The organism is Micromonospora sp. NPDC050187, assembly GCF_044459745.1.
In the GTDB taxonomy this organism is placed as follows: domain Bacteria; phylum Actinomycetota; class Actinomycetes; order Mycobacteriales; family Micromonosporaceae; genus Micromonospora.
Genome location: NZ_JBITJH010000001.1, coordinates 41215 through 58433, shown reverse-complemented (window position 1 = coordinate 58433; position 17219 = coordinate 41215). Strand labels below are relative to the sequence as shown.

Here is a 17219-nt window from a genome sequence, read left to right as displayed (position 1 = left end):
AGTAACCCGCTGCCGGGCGGGCCCCGGCATGCGACCCACCTCGCGGCGGGACGGAGGACGGACGGTGAACAGAGCTGCGCGCCGGCACATACGTGTCGGCGCGCGGTTTCTTTCTGCTGCGATTCAGTTTTCCGGTGACCGGAGATCAGGTCAGCGCGGGCTCGGCCAGCCGGAGCAGGTCGTCCGCCTCCGACGCCGCCGCCACGAGCCGATCGTTCTCGGCCCGCAGACGCGTGATCTCGAACTCCAGTGCCTGAACCCTGGCACGCAGCCGGGTGACCTCGTCGAGCAGGCGCCGGTCGGACGCCGCACCAACGTGGCCGTACAGGGCCTTCGCCATTTTGACTCCTCGATATGCGCTGCCGGAAAGGCCGGCCAACGCGCGCCCACTGGTTCGCGGCTACCATGCCGAGGAAAATTCGGGCATGGCCGGGCGCGACTGGCGACACCTACATATTGGGCCGCCAACCCCTCGTTCGTCAAGTTCCCGCAGGCCGTGGATCATCGCCACGTCAACCCGAGCGTTACTCGGATCGCTGCCAGGCACGGACGGACAATGTCCGGACCGCATCACTGTAACTCCGTAGCGTTCCGAATCGGTTACCTCGCGAACACGTTTCGCCTTAACTCTTCCTTAGCGGCATTGCCGCTGCTCAAGCCCGCCCCGTAGCGTCACCCCGGCTCGTGAACCCGACCCGTGGAGGCACAGGAGTGTACGGCTGGACCGACCCGATGGACCCGGACCGCGCCGAACCGCCGACGGAGGAGTCACCGCACTGGGACAACGGTCGTCCGATGCCCCGGTCGTCGTACCTGTTCGGAGACGAACCGGAGGAACCGACCGCCGGCTGGCACGACGGACCACACGGCGGCCACCGGCACGGTGAGCGACCGGACGGCTACGCGTGGACCGGCGAGAGGCCCCACGTCCCGCCGACCGACCCGGACCGGACCGGACCCGGTCTGGACGCCACGGTCCAGCGTCGGGCGGTCGGCGCGCCGGCCGGTGACGGCCGTCACCGGTCACGTCGCCGGGTCCCCCGCCCCTTCCTGGTCGTGGGAGCCGCCGCGGCGGCCACGCTCGTGGTGGCCGTCGGGATCGGCGCGGTACTCATGCCCGACGAGGCACCGCCCGCCACCGTGACCGCCGAGGACGTACCGGTGGCCCCGCCCCTGCCCGGCGCCGACCTGGTCCCCTCGGCGTCGGCCAGCGCCACCCCGTCCCCCCGGACGGTCAGCCCGACCCCCTCGCCGAGTCGGAGCGTCAAGCCGACGCCGGCCCCGAGCCGCACCACCGCCCCGTCGCGGCGCACCGTCGAGCGGAGCAAGGCCCCGACCGCCCGGGCCACGACCGCTGCGGCACCGGCCACCGGGGGCACCGAGCAGGCCCAGGTCGTCGCGCTGGTCAACGCCGAGCGGGCCAAGGCCGGCTGCGGCGCGGTGAGCGTCGACGCCAAGCTCACCACCGCCGCGCAGCGGCACAGCGACGACCAGGCCGCCAACCGGAAGATGTCGCACACCGGCAGCGACGGCAGCAACGTCGGCGACCGCCTCGACCGGGTCGGCTACGACTGGCGCGGCTACGGCGAGAACGTCGCCTGGAACCAACAGACCCCGGCCGCGGTCATGTCCGCCTGGATGAACAGCTCCGGGCACCGCGCCAACATCCTGAACTGCGCGTTCACCGAGATCGGCGTCGGCGTGGCGCGCAGCAACGGCCCGTACTGGACGCAGGTCTTCGGCACCCCGGGCTGACCTGCCGCCTCCGGGGGCGTCGCGCGGCACTCCCGTACGGCGTCGCGCGGCGGTCCGGTCAGCCGCGCGCCGCCGTACGGGGACGGGGCTGGCAGCGGGGGCAGCTGTACGACGACCGGTTCATGAACGGCTCCCGCCGGATCGGCGCACCGCACCGCCGGCAGGGCTCGCCCTCGCGGCCGTAGACGTTCAGGGACCGGTCGAAGTAGCCGCTCTCGCCGTTCACGTTGACGTACAGCGCGTCGAAGCTCGTGCCGCCGACCGTGATCGCCTCGCCGAGCACGTCCCGGACGTGGCCGAGCAGCCGCGTCACGGCCGGGCCGGTCAACGCGTCGGTGGGACGGGCACCGTGCAGCCCGGACCGCCAGAGCGCCTCGTCGGCGTAGATGTTGCCGACCCCGGAGATCAGGGTCTGGTCGAGCAGGGCCCGCTTCACCTCGGTACGCCGCCGCCGCAACGCGCTGATGAACCCGGCGTCGGAGAACTCCGGGTCCATCGGGTCCCGGGCGATGTGGGCGATCTCGGCGGGCAGCTCCGCCCCACCGGCGGAGACGGCGAGACCGCCGAACGTGCGCTGGTCGACGAAACGCAGCTCGGGCCCGTCGTCGGCGAAGGTGAACCGGACCCGCAGGTGCAGCTCGTCCGGAGCCTCGGCGGGTTGGACGAGGAGCTGACCGGACATGCCGAGGTGCCCGACCAGCGCGTCCCCACTGTCGAGCGGAAGCCAGAGGTACTTGCCGCGTCGCCGGGCGTCCCGGACGGTGCGGCCGGTGAGCACGTCCGCGAAGTGCACCGCGCCGGGCAGGTGCCGGCGTACCGCCCGAGGATGCCGCACCTGCACCGCGTCGACCCGTCGCCCGGTGACCCAGCGGGCCAGCCCCTGCCGGACCGTCTCGACCTCGGGCAGTTCAGGCACGGCCGGACTCCGGGCGCCCGTCGGGGGTGGCGTCGGCGGGGACCCGGTCGTCGGGCAGGTCGACCACGACCACCTCGGCGACGGCGGCGGGCACACCGGTCGCGGCGGTCCCGGTGCGGGCCTCCGGGGCGGTCGTCTCCCGGGCGGCGGCCTCCGAAGCGGCGGCGTCGGCCTCGGCCTGGTCGGTGAGGGTGCGCCAGGCCGACTCGGCCGCCCGCTGCTCGGCCTCCTTCTTGCTGCGCCCCTCCGCACCGCCGTACCGGTTGCCGGCGACCACCACCCAGGCGGTGAACGTCTTCAGGTGGTCCGGGCCGGTCCCCTCGATGCGGTACTCCGGCACGCCCAGGCCGAGCGCCGCGGTCAGCTCCTGGAGGCTGGTCTTCCAGTCCAGCGCCGCACCCCGCCCGGCCGACTCGGCCATCAGCGGGTCGAAGAGCCGGTGGATGACCTGGGCTGCGATGTCCAGGCCGTACTGGAGGTAGATCGCGCCGAGCAGCGCCTCCAGGGTGTCCGCCAGGATGCTGGCCTTGTCCCGGCCGCCGGTCGCCTCCTCGCCCTTGCCGAGGAGGAGGTACTGACCGAGGCCCTCCGGCCCCAGCCCCCGGGCCACCTCGGCCAGCGCGCGCATGTTGACCACGCTGGCCCGCAGCTTCGCCAGCTGCCCCTCCGGGAGGTCCGGGTGGTTGCGGAAGAGCGCGGTCGTGATGACCACCCCGAGCACCGAGTCGCCGAGGAACTCCAGCCGCTCGTTGGTGGGCAGGCCACCGTTCTCGTACGCGAACGAGCGGTGGGTCAGCGCGCGTTCCAGCAGCTCCGGATCCAGCGACACGCCGAAGGCCGCCTCCAGATGGCCCACCGGGGCGCGGCGGCGCTTGTCGTTGCTCATGGGATCACCTCGGTGTGCGTGGTGCGTTCGGGAGTTTCGGCGGTGAGCAGGGAGGCGACCCGGGACGTGGCGTCGCGCCGCCACAGGTGGGCGGCGAGCGCGATGCCGGAGGCGATGTCCTCCCCGCGCGCGGCGCCGTGGCACACGACCACCGTCCCGGCCACGCCGAGCAGGGCTGCGGCCCGGGGCACACCACCGCCCTCCGGCGGCCCACCGGCCATCGCGTACGCGCCCTCGATCGCCTTGAGCAGCACGTTACCGGTGAAGCCGTCGGTCACCACCACATCGGCACGCCCGCCGAGCGCGACGTCGTAGCCCTCGACCAGGCCGACGTACCGGCCGTCGCAGGGCAGCGACAGCGCGGCCAGGAGCGGGTCGGCGGCCCGGCGGAGCCGGTCCCCCTTGCCGGGCTCGGTGCCGACCGAGAGGAGGCCGACCCGGGGGCCGGCGACCGTGTGGGCGACCGCGGCGTACACCGTACCGAGCACCGCGTGCCGGGCGAGCGTGGTGCTCCGGGGTTCCAGGGAGCCGCCCACGTCGAGCAGCACCACCGGACCGGCGACCGCCGGGAGGGTGGCGACCAGGGCCGGACGGCGCACGTCCGGCCAGCGGCCGAGGCCGAGCGCGGCGGCGGTGACCGTCGCGCCGGTCGATCCGGCGGAGACGACCGCGTCCGCCGTGCCCTCGGCCACCGCGGCGACCGCCGCCCGGACGGTCGTCACGGCCCGGGGCGCGCGGGTGGGCTGGTCGGCCATGGTGACGGCGTGCCGGACCTGGCGCACGGTGACCCGGCTGCGCTGCTCCGGGGTGAGCGCGTCGACGAGCCCGCCGGCCACCTCGGAGGGGCCGACGAGCAGCAGATGCAGGTTCGGGTCGGCGCGCAGGGCCCGCAGAGCGCCGTCAACCACGACGGCGGGTGCGTGGTCCCCGCCGAGGAGGTCAACGGCGATCCGCGCGGTGCCCGGCTCCTCCACCGGAACGCCGGCCGGGAAGACCCGACCGGCGTCGGAGGGAGCCGGCGCACCGGGCGATCGCCTGGACGTGCGCGCCACCCGACCCGAGGTCGGAGGCGTCACCCGGCGTCCAGGTCAGACCTCGAGGACCTGGCGGCCGTTGTAGGTGCCGCAGACGGAGCAGGCGGCGTGCGGCAGCTTGGCCGACTTGCACTGCGGGCAGGCCACGGTCGCGACCACGGCCGCCTTCCAGTTCGCCCGGCGGGACCGGGTGTTGCTGCGCGACATCTTGCGCTTCGGGACGGCCACGGTTCTTACTCCTCTTTACGGGTCAGTTGCGACAGGCCCGCCCAACGCGGGTCGACCTGCTGGTGACTGTGGTCGGCCGGCAGCTCGTCCCAATGCACCCCGCACTCGGGGCACAGTCCTGGGCAGTCCTCCCGGCAGCGCGGGTTGGTCGGCAGCGTGAGCACCACCGCGTCCCGCAGTGCCGGCTCCAGGTCGATCAGATCGCCCTGCATCCGGCCCACCTCGTCCTCCTCGGTCGTGGCGTCCGTGGTGCTGTTCTCGTACGCGTACAGCTCCTGGATCGTCACGGCCATGGATTCGTTGATCTCCCGGAGGCACCGGCCGCACTCGCCCCGGACGGGACCGGAGACCCGCCCTGAGACGAGCACGCCCTCGGACACCGACTCCAACCTCAGATCGAGGTCGAGGTCCGCGCCCTCCGGCACGCTGATCAACTCCACGCCGAGATCCGACGGCGCCCGGACCACCCGCTTGACCGTACGCAGAGCGCCAGGCCGGCGCGGTAGCTCCCTCGTGTCGAGGACCAGCGGCGACCTGGGGTCGAGGTGCGATGGCGAGTACTTGGGCATAGTCAGACTCCGGCCGTGGACAGGCCGACACAAGAGGTTACCTGGACCGTCGCCCCACCGTCGAACCGGGGGCGACAGCCAGCCGCACCCCGGCCGGCCGCTGAGGTGCCGCTCAGAAGGTTAGCGGGCGCTCCGAGTCGTCGCCCCCGAAGGTGCCGATCTCACGCAGCGCGTGCATCTTGTCCCGGCCACGCTCGATCGAGGCGAGGGCCCGGGTCAGGAACTGCTCGAAGTTGGCCAGCGCGGTGTCGACGTAGTCGTCGACCTCCTCGCGCAGCCGCTGGGCCTCGGCGCGGGCCTCGGCGATGATCCGCGCGCCCTCGTGCTCGGCGGAGACGGTGATCTCGTTGACCGAGACCAGCCGGGCGTGCTCGGCCTCACCCTCACTGATGATCCGGTCGGCCTCCCGCTTACCGGCCTCCATGATCTTGTCCCGCTCGCCGAGGAGCACCGCGGCCCGGCGCAGGTCGGCGGGGAGCTCGGCGCGCAGTTCGTCGAGCGCGGCGATCATCTCTCCCCGGTCGACCATGCAGTTGTTCCGGGACATCGGGACGGAACGGGCCGTCTCCACCATGGCGATCAGTTCGTCGATGCGGTCGAGCGGGTCCACCGGTGTACCTCACTCCTGTCGTCGTCGGCCGACCTCCATGATGCGGTCCGCGGCCGGGTTCCTGCTGCACCATGATGCGGGGTACGGGCGAGAGCCGGGCCATCCCGCCCGCCCGGCGCGTCGCCGCGCCGCCCGCCGCCGGGCGGGTCAGCCCCGCCGCTCGACGGTCAGCCGGGCCCGCAGCTGTTCCCGGACCAGGTCGGGCACGTGCGGCGAGACGTCCCCGCCCCACTTCGCGACGTCCTTGACCAGGCTGGAGGAGAGGAACGAGTAGAGCGGGTTGGTCGGCATGAAGAGCGTCTCCACCCCGGCCAGGCCGATGTTCATCTGGGCCATCTGGAGCTCGTAGTCGAAGTCGCTGACCGCTCGCAGCCCCTTGACCAGGACGCTCGCCTGCTGTTCCCGACAGAAGTCGACCAGCAGACCCTGGAAGGACGCCACCCGGACGTTGTCGTAGGAGGCGGTCACCTCCCGCAGCATGGCGATCCGCTCGTCGACGGTGAACAGACCACTTTTCGACTGGTTGACCAGCACGCCGACGATCACCTCGTCGAAGAGCCGGCTGGCCCGGCCGATGATGTCGAGGTGACCGTTGGTGACCGGGTCGAACGAGCCGGGACAGACCGCACGTCTCATGATCGGCGACCGTACCAAAGAGTGGTCTCGCCGTAACGCCGGCTGCGTTCGGCGGTGACCCCCTCCACCCACTCGACCGGCCCGGACCGGCTCGCCCGCTCGACCACCACCAGGGCGTCGGGGGCCAGCCAGCCGCCGCCGACCAGCGCGGCCAGGACCGCGGTGACCTCCCGGTCCGGCACCGCGTACGGCGGGTCGGCGAAGACCAGGTCGTACGGGCCGCCCTCCGGGCCGGCGGCGAGCACGGTGGACACCTTCCCGGTCACCAGGCGGGCGGTCGGAGCGGCCCGGAGCAGCGCGATGTTCTCCCGCACCACCCGGGCGGCACGCGCGTCGGACTCGACCAGCAGCACGTGCCCCGCACCCCGGGAGACCGCCTCCAGCCCGACCGCGCCGGAGCCGGCGTAGAGGTCGGCCACCCGCGCCCCGGTCAGGTCGAGGCTCGCCTCGACCGCGCTGAACAGCGCCTCGCGCACCCGGTCGGAGGTGGGTCGGGTGCCGCTGCCGGGCGGCGCAGCGAGCCGCCGTCCGCCGAGCGTCCCGGCCACGATCCGGGTCACCGTCGCTCCCTGTCCATGGCCCAGACGCTACGCGACATGCCGGGGTCAGCCCTTCTCCAGGTACTCCGCCCGTTCCTCGTCCACCAGCGCGGCGACCGAGGCGGCCAGGGCGGGGTGGCGGGCCAACTCCGGGTCCCCCTCGACCAGGGTGATCGCCTCGGCGCGGGCGTCACGGATCAGGTCGGCGTCCCGCAGCAGGGAGAGCAACCGCAGGTGCGAGCGGCGGCCGGACTGGGTCGCGCCGAGCACGTCGCCCTCCCGGCGCTGTTCCAGGTCCAGCTCGGCGAGCTTAAAGCCGTCCGTGGTGGAGGCGACGGCGTCCAGCCGTTCCCGGGCCGGGGTGCCCTCGGTCGCCTCGGTGACCAGCAGGCAGAGCCCGGCGGCCGAGCCCCGCCCGACCCGGCCCCGCAACTGGTGCAGCTGGGAAACGCCGAACCGGTCCGCGTCCAGGACGATCATCACGGTGGCGTTGGGGACGTTCACGCCGACCTCGACGACCGTCGTGGCGACCAGCACGTCCAGGTCGCCGTCGGCGAAGGAACGCATCACCGCGTCCTTCTCGTCGGCGGGCAGCTTCCCGTGCAGCACCCCGATCCGCAGCCCGTGCAGCGGTCCCTCGGCCAGCAGCGGGGCCACCTCGGTCACCGCCAGCGGCGGTCGCCGCCCGGTGTCGTCGTCCTTCGGTGCCTCCTCCTCGGCGGTCACGCCCTCGCCGATCCGGGGGCAGACCACGTACGCCTGGTGGCCGGCGGCGACCTCCTCGCGCAGTCGGCGCCAGGCCCGGTCCAGGTAGGCCGGCTTCTCGGCGGCCGGCACCACGTGCGAGGCGATCGGCGACCGACCGCGCGGCAACTGGGCCAGGGTGGAGACCTCCAGGTCGCCGTAGACGGTCATGGCGACCGTCCGGGGGATCGGAGTGGCGGTCATCACCAGCACGTGCGGCGGCTGGTCGGCCTTGGCCCGCAGGGCGTCGCGCTGCTCGACGCCGAAGCGGTGCTGCTCGTCGACCACCACCAGCCCCAGGTCGGCGAAGTCGACGCCCTCGTAGAGCAGGGCGTGGGTGCCGAGCACGATGCCGGCCCGCCCCTCGGCCACCTCGGCGAGCGCCCGGCGGCGGGCCGCCGCGCCGAGCGAACCGGTGACCAGCTCGACCCGGGTGGCGTGCTCGGCGGCCCCCAGCTCACCCGCGCGCGCCAGCGGGCCGAGCAACTCCTGGATGCCCCGGTGGTGCTGGGCGGCGAGCACCTCGGTCGGGGCGAGCAACGCCGCCTGGCCACCCGCGTCGACCACCTGGAGCATGGCCCGCAGCGCGACGAGGGTCTTGCCCGAGCCGACCTCGCCCTGCAACAGCCGGTGCATCGGGTGCGCGGTGCCCAGGTCGGCGGCGATCTCCCGGCCGACGTCCCGCTGGCCGCCGGTCAGCTCGTACGGCAGGCCGGCGTCGAAGGCGGCGAGCAGCCCGTCCGGCTTCGGCGGCCGGGGTCGGGCCGGCCGGTCGGCGGCCCGGTGCTTGCGCTGCACCAGCGTCACCTGGACGGCGAACGCCTCGTCCCACTTCAGCCGCCGCCGGGCCCGGTAGAGGGCCTCCTTGGTGGACGGCCGGTGGATCTCCCGCAGCGCCACGTCCAGACCGCCCAGGTTGCGGGTGGCGCGGACGGTGGCCGGCAGCGGGTCGTCCGGCGGGGTGAAGGTGTCCAGCACCGTACGGACGCACTTGGCGATCACCCAGGTGGGCACCGCCGCCGCGGCCGGGTAGACCGGGATCAGCGCCCCGGCGAACTCCTCGACCTCCTCGTTCGCCGCCGCCTCCCCCTCGCCCCCCTCGCCGAGCAGGACGTACTCCGGGCCGTTGAGCTGCCGCTTGCCCCGGAACTCGGTGACCTTGCCGGCGAACAGCCCCCACCGGCCGGGCCGCAGCTCCCGCTCGCGCCAGGCCTGGTTGCCGAAGAAGGTGAGGGTGAGCGTGCCGCCGGAGCCGTCCCCGACGGTCACCTCCAGCAGGTTGCCCCGGCGCTGCCGCATCGGGCGCACCGTCGTGCGCTGCACCTGGGCCAGGACGGTCACCTGCTCGCCCACGTCCAGCGAGCGGATGTCGGTGTGCTCGCCGCGCTCGTCGTACCGGCGGGGGAAGTGGTAGACCAGGTCGCCGGCGGTGTGCAGGTCGAGATGGCCGGCGAGGGCCTTCGCGGTCTTCTCCCCGACCAGCTTCTTCAGCGGCGTGTCCACCGTGGACGACTCGGTCATTCGACCCCCACCAGGAGCGGATAGTGCGGTTGGCCCCCGGCGTACGCCTGGACCTCGACGAACGGCCAACGCCGGGTGACGTGCGCCCGGACCGCGTCGACCAGCCCGGCCGGGACGTCCGCCCCGGTGAGCAGGGTGACCAGCTCCCCGCCGCCGCCGAGCATCCGGTCCAGCAGCGCGGTGCAGGTGTCGAGCAGGTCGGCGCCGATCAGGTGCACCTCCCCCTCGACCAGGGCGAGCACGTCACCCGGACGGCACGGGCCGGCGACGGTGAGCGCCTCCCGGCGGGCGTGGCAGACCTCGGCGGACCGGCAGGCCCCGGCGGCCTCGGCCATCGCGATGACGTCGTCCTCGAAGGAGCGCTTCGGGTCACGGACGGCGAGCGCGGCGAGCGCCTGCACCGGGGAACGGGTCGGCACCACGCTCACCTTCACCCCGAACCCGTGGGCCTGGCGCACCACCTCCCCCGCCACCGCCGCCGTGGCGGGGTCGTTCGGCAGCACCACCACCCGGGCCGCGCCGGTGGCCCGGACCGCGTCGAGCAGTTCCCCGATCGACGGATTGGCGGGGACCACGGCCGCGCCCTCCCGGGAGACGACCGCGGCGATGCCCGCGCCGGGGGCGACCACCACGGCCGCCCGGGCCGCACCGTCCGGGACGGGCGGCGGGGCCGGCGCCGGCTGGTCGGCGAAGCGGGTCACCGAGATCCGGTACGGCCGCCCGGCCTCCACCCCGGCCTCGACCGCCGCGCCGACGTCGTTGACGTGGACGTGGACGTTCCAGGTGCCGGGCTCCCCCGGCGGCGGGTCGTCGCCAACCACCACCAGCGAGTCGCCGAGCGCGTCGAGGGTGGCACGCATCCGGGCCACCGCCGCCGGCTCGGCGTCGAGCAGGAACTGCACCTCGTAGGCGTACGCGTCGGAGCCGGTCTCGCGGGCGGCGGTGGACGGCGGACGGACCGGACGACGCTCCGGTGCCGGGCGGTCGGGCGCCTCCCCGGTGACCACCTCGACCAGGGCGTCCAGCAGCAGGCAGAGGCCGCGCCCACCGGCGTCGACCACGCCGGCGCGGGCCAGCGCCGGCAACTGCTCCGGAGTGCGCGCCAGCGCCCGACTCGCCGCGCCGGCCGCCGCCCGGGCCACCACAGGGAGGTCGTCGCTGTCGGCCTCCGTCGCCCCTTGGGCCGCGGCGGCCACCACGGTGAGCAACGTCCCCTCGACGGGGTGGGCGACCGCGCCCCGGGCAGCGGCGGACGCGTCCCGCAGCGCCTCGGCCAGGGCCCGGCCCCGGACCACCGGGACGGGGGCGAGGGTGTCGGCCAGGCCGCGCAGGATCTGCGAGAGGATCACGCCGGAGTTGCCCCGGGCACCCAGCAACGCCCCCCGCGCCACCAGCCGCAACGCGTGACCGTGCGGGGTGGCTCCGCCCTCCGGTGAGGTGTCGAGGTCCATCCCCAGGGCATGCTGGGCGGAGGTGAGGGTGAGCACCAGGTTGGTGCCGGTGTCGCCGTCGGGCACCGGGTAGACGTTCAGGTCGTCGATCTCGCCCTGGTGGCGTCGCAACGCCGCGAGCCCGGTGGCGCACCAGCGGCGCACCGCGGCGGCGTCCAGGGTCTCCAGCACGGCGGAAAGCCTACTGGCGGGCACCGACAGCCGCCGGACATCACCGTCGGTCGACCGCCGCGTCGAAGGGCCGGGAGTCGTTCCCGGCGGTCCGGTCGGGAGTCGTCCCGGCCGGCGGAGCGGGAGCCGTACGGGACCGCCCGGGGGTCCCGCCGGGAGCCGGTTGGCTGGTCTGCGGGGGCATCGGGTAACCTGACCAGGTTGCCCGGGCAGCACCTGCCGGCGACCCTCGTGAACGAACAAATCCCAGGAGTATCCCGTGGCTAGCGTGTGCGACGTCTGTGGCAAGGGGCCGGGCTTCGGCCACAACGTGTCCCACTCGCACCGGCGGACCAACCGCCGCTGGAACCCGAACATCCAGTCGGTGCGTACCCCGGCCGGTGGCGGCAACACCAAGAAGCTCAAGGTCTGCACCTCGTGCATCAAGGCCGGCAAGGTCACCCGCGCCTGACGCGGTAACACCGCGCCCCACCGTCGTCACTGCCGGCGGACCCCCGTGGTCCGCCGGCACTGTCGTGTACGCCCACCACGCTCCTCCCCCACCGCGCTCTCCCCGCAGCGCGCATCGATCAAGAGCTTGGCGTCAGTTTCCGACCTCCCGGTGACGCCAACCTCTTGATCGACGCGAGACAGCGCCCGCCCGCGCGGGGCCGACCTCCCCGCGTATCGAACCACCCCGGAGGGCCGACCCGTGGCGCTGAACCTCACCCGAGACGAGATGATCATCGTCGGGGTGCCGCCGGGCGTGCTCGGGGTGCTGGGTGAACTGCTCCCCGCCGGCAGTGCCGTGATCGTCGAGGATCCCGAGCTGATCCGTCGTCGTGACCTGCACCGGGAGCTGGCCGGGATGCCGTTCGTCTCCCGGGTGGTGCCGGCGGCGTACCAACGGGACGCCCTCGACGTCGACGCGCTGCTGGCGGCCCAGCCGGCGCTCGCCACCGCCCGGCTGGTCATGCCCGGCGTGGAGTACGCGGTCACCGCCGCCGCACGGCTGGCCGAACGGCTCGGCCTGCCGGGTGCCGGGGTGGCCGCCGCCGAGACCTTCACCGACAAACACCGCCTGCGCCGGCTCGCCGCCGGCCACGGCCTGCCCAACCCGGCGTACGCGCTGGTCCGGACGTCGGCCGAGGCGGCGGCTTTCGTCCGGCGGGTGGGCGGACGGTGCGTGCTCAAGCCGACCCGGCGCGCCGGCAGCCTGGGGGTGCAGTTCCTCGACGACCCGGACGCCGTGGCCGCCGCCTGGGCGGCCACCGTCGACCCGCCCGGCTCCGAGGAGGAAGCCGGGGTGCCCACCGAGGTGCTGGTCGAGGCGGCGCTGACCGGTTCGGAGCACAGCGTCGAACTGCTGGTGGTCGAGGGCGAGGTGATCTTCGGCAACGTCACCGACAAGCGGGTGCTGCCCGGCCGGCACCCGGTGGAGACCGGACACACCGTCCCGTCCGGGCTGCCCGGGGCCCAGTGCCGCGCCCTGCTCGACGTCGCCGGCCAGCTGGCCCGGGCGGCCGGGTTCCGCACCGGCGTGCTGCACAGCGAGTGGATCCTCGCGAACGGGGTGCCGACCCTGGTGGAGTGCGCCGCCCGGCTTCCCGGCGACCTGATCGCCGCGCTGATCGCGGTGGCGTACGAGGCGTCGTTCGTCGAGGCGTACCTGCGGGTGCTCCTCGGGGAACGCCCGGCGCTGCCGGCCCGCGCGGTCGCGGCGGCGGCAGTGGAGTTCCTGATCGCCCCGCCCGGCACGGTCACCGCGATCCGGGACGTCCGTCAGGCCCACCGGGTGCCCGGTCTGCTCGACCTGCGTCTGGACGTGGCAGTCGGCGACCAGGTGGCCGAGGTGGTCTCCTCCCGGCAGCGCTGCGGTCACGTGCTGGTCTGGGGTGCCGACCCGACCGAGGCGGCACACGCCGCGCGGCGCGCCGTCGGGCTGATCCGTCTCGCGGTGGCCTGACCCCGACGACACGGTCCACACGCCCTCGGAACGGCCCGGTCGCCCGGCCGACAGAGCCGCCCGCCCCAGGGCGCGGCTGACCGGCGCAGGGCGCGGCCGGCCGTCAGAGGCGTGATCGGCCGTCAGAGGGTCCGGCCGAAGGAGACGCAGCCGGGCGCGTCCCGGTAGTAGCCGAAGTTGGCGATCCGCTCGTAGCCGGCCGCCTCGTACATGGCGATCGCCTCGGGCTGCCGGTCCCCGCACTCCAGGACGATCCGCTTGCGGCCCAGGTCCCGTGCCGAACGCTCCACCGCCGTCAGCACCGCCCGGGCCACTCCCCTGCCCCGGGCCGCCGGCGCGGTGTACATCCGCTTCACCTCCGCCACCTCACCGGTGCCGCCGTGGCTGCGCCAGCCCCCGCAGCCGACCGGCTCCCCGTCCCGGTAGGCCACGAGAAACGCGCCGTCCGGCGGCTCGAACTCGGCCGCGTCGACCGGGGTCTCGTCGCCGCTGCCGCCGTACCGGGCGCCCAGGTCGGCCAGGGCCGCCCGGACCAGTCGCTGCGCCACCTCGGAGTCGAAGCGCAGCACGCGGATCTCGATGTCGCTCACCCCCGCAGGGTACGACCGGTGCCGGCCCAGATCGGGGCCGGCCGGCCCGGACCTGTCGTACGTCACTGCCCGCCGGGCCGGTCGGCGCACGGTCGTGGGCGCGTCGAGCCGGCCCGGGTGTTTGCAGGGGACCCCTGCTCCTCAAAATGCGGTAGCAGGGGTCCCCTGCAGACACCTGGAGGGGCTGGGAGCACCGGTCAGCGGAAGTGGTCCCAGCCGGCCGGGCCGTCCCAGGGCTGGCCGTCCACGGTCACCCCGCTCCCCTCGGCCACCCGGCCGATCGCCCGCCACGGCGGGGGCAGCGCCACCGCTGGCGGGAAGGTCGCGGCCAGGGCATGATCGTCGCCGCCGCCGAGGATCCAGCGGTACGGGTCGACGCCGAGCGCCTGGGCGGCGTCGGCCATCTGCCGGGGCACCTCGAACGCGTCGCGCCGGACGTCGACGGCGACCCCGCTGGCCCGAGCCACGTGCCCGATGTCGGCCACCAGCCCGTCCGAGACGTCGATCATGGCGGTCGCGCCGAGACGGGCGGCGTACGGGCCGGCCGGGTAGGGCACCTCCGGCCGCCGGTACGCCTCGACCAGCAGCTTCGGCGTCCGGAAGCCCCGGGACAGCACGGTGTAGCCGGCCGCCGCGTACCCGATCCGCCCGGCCAGGGCGACCACGTCGCCGGGGCGGGCACCGGAGCGGAGCACCGGGGCCCGGCCCCCCAGGTCGCCGAGGGCGGTCACCGCGACGGTCAGTGTCGGGCTGGCGGACATGTCACCGCCGACCACTCCCGCGCCCACCCGGGCGGCCTCGGCGGCCAGCCCGTCGGCGAGCCCCTCCGCCCAGGTCACATCGAGGTCCGGCGGGACGCAGAGGGCGACCAGCAGGGCGGTCGGGCTCGCGCCCATGGCCGCGATGTCGGCGAGGTTCGCCGCCGCCGCACGGTGTCCGACGTCCACCGCGCTGGACCAGTCCCGCCGGAAGTGCCGCCCCTCCACCAGCACGTCGGTGGAGGCGACCACCCGGCCGTCCGGGGCCGCCACCACTGCCGCGTCGTCGCCCGGGCCGAGCAGACAGGCCGCCCCGTACGACAGCCGGGCGGTTACCCGGTCGATCAGCTGGAACTCTCCGCTGCCCACGACGCTCCTGTCGTTGTCGGCGTCACCGTTCTTACGCTCCACGCCGCTGCGCTCGCTCACCGCTTCTCCTTGACCACCGATCGGGGTCGGACCTGGTGGGTAGGGTAGTTTCACTCCTCGGGCCGCCCCTGGTGGCGACGGACGGAGGTCGAGTCGTGGTTCAGGCGTACATCCTCATCCAGACCGAGGTCGGCCGGGCACGTGACGTGGCCGGTGTGATCGCGGATCTTGCCGGCGTGGTACGGGTCGACGCCGTCACCGGGCCGTACGACGTGGTGGTGCTCACCGAGGCGAACAACGTCGACGAGCTCGGCAAACTGATTGTCAGCAAGGTGCAGATGGTGCCCGGCATCACCCGCACCCTGACCTGTTCGGTGGTGCGACTGTAAGTGGACGACGAGAAGACTCCCCCCACCGGCCCCGAGGAGACCACGGCGGCCACCGGCGCGGAGCCGAGCGGCCCGGCGAACACTGACGCGGACCGGCCCGGCCCGGCGAAAACCGGCGCGGAGCCGGCCGGCGGTCCGGTGAAGCGGCGCGGCGGCTGGGACCGGTCGACCCGGACAGCGGCCCTGGTCGCCGCGCTGGTCGCCCTGCCGGTCACCGTGGCTGTGGCCGGTTTCACCTTCAACGCGCTCTCGCCGGACGAGGCTGCCGCGCCGAGCCCGAGCGAGAGCGTGCAGGCGCTCGGGCCGAAGTCCACCGTCCCGGTGGAGATGGCCGCCCAGCCGCTGGCGGAACGCCCCGCGACGGTCTGCCGCGCACTGCTGTCGAAGCTCCCCTCGACCGTCCGGGAGCTGCCGCAGCGGCCGGTCACCGCCGGACCCGAGCAGAACGCGGCGTACGGCGACCCGGCGCTCACCGTGTCCTGCGGCGTTCCCGAGCCGACCATTCCCCTGACCGACACGGTCTGGGTGATCGAGCAGGTCTGCTGGCACGCCAGCGAGCAGGGCGACGCCACCGTGCTCACCACGGTCGACCGGGAGGCCGCGGTCCGGGTGACGGTGCCGAAGACGTACGAGCAGCCGTTGCAGTGGGTGAGCCCGATCTCGACGGCGATCGTCGAGTCCATCCTCAGCGCCGGCCCCGTCCCGTCCGGCTGCCGGGGCTGAGTCGTCCCCGTTGCGGCAGTGGTTCCCCGACCGGGGCCACCGCCGCAGCGGGATCGTCCGCCCCGGCCCGCCCGCCGGGAACGCTCAGCCGCCCGCCGGGAACGCTCCGCCGCCCGCCGGGAACGGTTAGCCGCCCGCCGGGAACGTTCAGCCGCGCCGCAGCGCGGTGCGGATGAGCCGGTTCACCAGCTTCGGGTACTCCAGCCCGGAGGCCGCCCACATCCGGGGGAACATCGACGACGGGGTGAAGCCCGGCATGGTGTTCACCTCGTTGAGGTAGACGTCCAGCTCCGGGGTGACGAAGAAGTCGACCCTGGCCAGGCCGGCACAGTCCAGGGCGGTGAAGGCGCGGGTGGCGTACTCGCGCACCCGCCGGGTGACCTGCTCGGGCAGCCCGGCCGGGACGTCGTACTCGCAGACCTCGTCGGCGTCGATGTACTTCGCCTCGAAGTCGTAGAAGTCGTGGTCGCCGACGACCCGTACCTCGGCCAGGACGGACGCCTCGGGTGCGCCGCCGGCCTCCCCCTCCAGCACGCCGCACTCGATCTCCCGACCGACGACCGCCGCCTCGACCAGCACCTTCGAGTCGATCTGACGGGCTGTGGCGATGGCCGCGTCGAGCTGGGCCCAGTCGGTGACCTTGCTGATGCCGAAGGACGAGCCGGCCCGGGAGGGCTTGACGAAGACCGGCAGGCCGAGGCGCTCCTTCTCCTCCTCGGTGAGGGTCGCGCCGCTGCGCAGCACCGCGTACGGGCCGACCGGGATGCCCTCGACGGCACAGAGCTTCTTGGTGAACTCCTTGTCCATCGCGGCGGCGGAGGCGAAGACGTTCGCCCCGACGTACGGGATGCCTGCCATCTCCAGCATGCCCTGGATGGTGCCGTCCTCCCCGTACGCGCCGTGCAGCACCGGGAAGACCACGTCCACCCCGGCGAGCGCCCGGGGTCCCTCGGTCGGGTCGAGCACCATCAGGCCGCCGCTGGTCGGGTCGGCCCGGAGCACCACCTCCACGCCGGTGGCCGTGGTGATCTCCGGCAACCGGCGGTCGGCGATCGCCAGGCGGGATGGGTCCCCATCGGCCAGCACCCACTGCCCGGCGCGGGTGATCCCAACCGGCACCACGTCGAACTCGTCCGGGTCCAGCGCGCCGAGCACGCTCCCCGCGCTCACGCAGGAGATACCGTGTTCGGGGCTACGGCCACCGAAGACGACGGCGACGCGGGTCTTGCCTGGGGTGGTCACTGGCTTCTCTCCGGTTCGGCGACTGCGGTGGCCCGCGAGGCCGCTGACGGCGCTCGCCTGGTCGACCTTACTGTGCGTGGCGGCACGCCGGTGCCGATACCCGGACCGGCCGCCACCGTCTCCGCAATCGGTCAGCGCAGCCT

The 17219-nt window shown here is 74.2% G+C and carries 19 protein-coding genes; 5 read left to right on the top strand and 14 right to left on the bottom strand.

The features are described 5' to 3' along the window. Positions 1-145: 145 nt before the first annotated feature. On the bottom strand, positions 146-340 hold the full coding sequence (locus tag ACIBJE_RS00305; RefSeq protein ID WP_088980213.1) for a hypothetical protein: 195 nt from the start codon (positions 338-340) through the stop codon (positions 146-148). Positions 341-711: 371 nt separating this feature from the next. On the opposite strand from ACIBJE_RS00305, the gene ACIBJE_RS00300 reads away from it, so the two are divergent. After that, positions 712-1755: a CAP domain-containing protein gene (locus ACIBJE_RS00300; RefSeq protein WP_396741176.1), complete on the top strand. Its 1044-nt coding sequence runs from the start codon at positions 712-714 to the stop codon at positions 1753-1755. 58 nt (positions 1756-1813) lie between these two features. Here ACIBJE_RS00300 and mutM read toward each other — a convergent pair whose 3' ends face one another. The 10 genes from mutM to ACIBJE_RS00250 form a co-directional block, all read right to left on the bottom strand. Further along, positions 1814-2671, bottom strand: a complete 858-nt coding sequence (gene mutM / locus ACIBJE_RS00295; RefSeq protein ID WP_396741174.1) for a bifunctional DNA-formamidopyrimidine glycosylase/DNA-(apurinic or apyrimidinic site) lyase — start codon at positions 2669-2671, stop codon at positions 1814-1816. Beyond that, positions 2664-3557: a ribonuclease III gene (rnc, locus tag ACIBJE_RS00290; RefSeq protein WP_396741172.1), complete on the bottom strand. Its 894-nt coding sequence runs from the start codon at positions 3555-3557 to the stop codon at positions 2664-2666. Before rnc ends, mutM begins: the two co-directional genes overlap by 8 nt. Beyond that, complete coding sequence (locus ACIBJE_RS00285) at positions 3554-4531, bottom strand: phosphate acyltransferase PlsX (protein ID WP_396742195.1); 978 nt, start codon at positions 4529-4531, stop codon at positions 3554-3556. The genes rnc and ACIBJE_RS00285 overlap by 4 nt, the downstream gene beginning before the upstream one ends. 114 nt (positions 4532-4645) lie before the next feature. After that, positions 4646-4819, bottom strand: a complete 174-nt coding sequence (gene rpmF / locus ACIBJE_RS00280; protein ID WP_088963525.1) for a 50S ribosomal protein L32 — start codon at positions 4817-4819, stop codon at positions 4646-4648. 5 nt (positions 4820-4824) lie between these two features. Then, on the bottom strand, positions 4825-5388 hold the full coding sequence (locus tag ACIBJE_RS00275) for a YceD family protein (RefSeq protein WP_396741170.1): 564 nt from the start codon (positions 5386-5388) through the stop codon (positions 4825-4827). 112 nt (positions 5389-5500) lie between these two features. After that, positions 5501-5998: a hypothetical protein gene (locus ACIBJE_RS00270; RefSeq protein WP_088980218.1), complete on the bottom strand. Its 498-nt coding sequence runs from the start codon at positions 5996-5998 to the stop codon at positions 5501-5503. Between the two features lie 147 nt (positions 5999-6145). Then, entirely contained in the window at positions 6146-6634 is a 489-nt protein-coding gene (gene coaD, locus ACIBJE_RS00265; RefSeq protein WP_396741168.1) for a pantetheine-phosphate adenylyltransferase, read from the bottom strand. Further along, entirely contained in the window at positions 6631-7194 is a 564-nt protein-coding gene (gene rsmD / locus ACIBJE_RS00260; RefSeq protein ID WP_396741166.1) for a 16S rRNA (guanine(966)-N(2))-methyltransferase RsmD, read from the bottom strand. The genes coaD and rsmD overlap by 4 nt, the downstream gene beginning before the upstream one ends. A 45-nt stretch (positions 7195-7239) precedes the next feature. After that, on the bottom strand, positions 7240-9438 hold the full coding sequence (recG, locus tag ACIBJE_RS00255) for an ATP-dependent DNA helicase RecG (RefSeq protein ID WP_396741164.1): 2199 nt from the start codon (positions 9436-9438) through the stop codon (positions 7240-7242). Further along, complete coding sequence (locus tag ACIBJE_RS00250; protein WP_396741162.1) at positions 9435-11060, bottom strand: DAK2 domain-containing protein; 1626 nt, start codon at positions 11058-11060, stop codon at positions 9435-9437. The genes recG and ACIBJE_RS00250 overlap by 4 nt, the downstream gene beginning before the upstream one ends. 259 nt (positions 11061-11319) lie before the next feature. On the opposite strand from ACIBJE_RS00250, the gene rpmB reads away from it, so the two are divergent. Continuing rightward, entirely contained in the window at positions 11320-11511 is a 192-nt protein-coding gene (gene rpmB, locus ACIBJE_RS00245) for a 50S ribosomal protein L28 (RefSeq protein ID WP_011905179.1), read from the top strand. A gap of 240 nt (positions 11512-11751) precedes the next feature. After that, positions 11752-13005, top strand: a complete 1254-nt coding sequence (locus tag ACIBJE_RS00240; protein ID WP_396741160.1) for an ATP-grasp domain-containing protein — start codon at positions 11752-11754, stop codon at positions 13003-13005. 122 nt (positions 13006-13127) lie between these two features. Here the strand turns inward: ACIBJE_RS00240 and ACIBJE_RS00235 are convergent, their stop codons facing one another. Continuing rightward, complete coding sequence (locus ACIBJE_RS00235; RefSeq protein WP_396741158.1) at positions 13128-13595, bottom strand: GNAT family N-acetyltransferase; 468 nt, start codon at positions 13593-13595, stop codon at positions 13128-13130. A gap of 197 nt (positions 13596-13792) precedes the next feature. Next, entirely contained in the window at positions 13793-14782 is a 990-nt protein-coding gene (locus ACIBJE_RS00230; protein ID WP_396741156.1) for a thiamine-phosphate kinase, read from the bottom strand. A 95-nt stretch (positions 14783-14877) separates the two neighbouring features. Between ACIBJE_RS00230 and ACIBJE_RS00225 the strand changes: the two genes are divergently transcribed. Together ACIBJE_RS00225 and ACIBJE_RS00220 are read left to right on the top strand one after the other, a co-directional pair. Beyond that, positions 14878-15111, top strand: coding sequence for an Lrp/AsnC ligand binding domain-containing protein (locus ACIBJE_RS00225; protein ID WP_088980226.1), 234 nt, complete (start codon positions 14878-14880; stop codon positions 15109-15111). Beyond that, on the top strand, positions 15112-15834 hold the full coding sequence (locus ACIBJE_RS00220) for a DUF3515 family protein (protein ID WP_396741154.1): 723 nt from the start codon (positions 15112-15114) through the stop codon (positions 15832-15834). It abuts the gene before it with no gap. Positions 15835-15981: 147 nt separating this feature from the next. On the opposite strand, the gene ACIBJE_RS00215 is transcribed toward ACIBJE_RS00220, so the two are convergent. After that, the gene (locus tag ACIBJE_RS00215) at positions 15982-17076 is read right to left on the bottom strand and encodes a D-alanine--D-alanine ligase family protein (protein WP_396741152.1); all 1095 of its coding nucleotides are present in this window, start codon (positions 17074-17076) and stop codon (positions 15982-15984) included. Between the last annotated feature and the right edge of the window lie 143 nt (positions 17077-17219).

Bases quoted from the DNA above. Each gene is read 5' to 3' on its own strand.
- ACIBJE_RS00305 (WP_088980213.1), bottom strand. From the start codon at position 340: ATGGCGAAGGCCCTGTACGGCCACGTTGGTGCGGCGTCCGACCGGCGC.
- coaD (WP_396741168.1), bottom strand. From the start codon at position 6,634: ATGAGACGTGCGGTCTGTCCCGGCTCGTTCGACCCGGTCACCAACGGT.
- recG (WP_396741164.1), bottom strand. From the start codon at position 9,438: ATGACCGAGTCGTCCACGGTGGACACGCCGCTGAAGAAGCTGGTCGGG.
- rnc (WP_396741172.1), bottom strand. From the start codon at position 3,557: ATGAGCAACGACAAGCGCCGCCGCGCCCCGGTGGGCCATCTGGAGGCG.
- ACIBJE_RS00275 (WP_396741170.1), bottom strand. From the start codon at position 5,388: ATGCCCAAGTACTCGCCATCGCACCTCGACCCCAGGTCGCCGCTGGTC.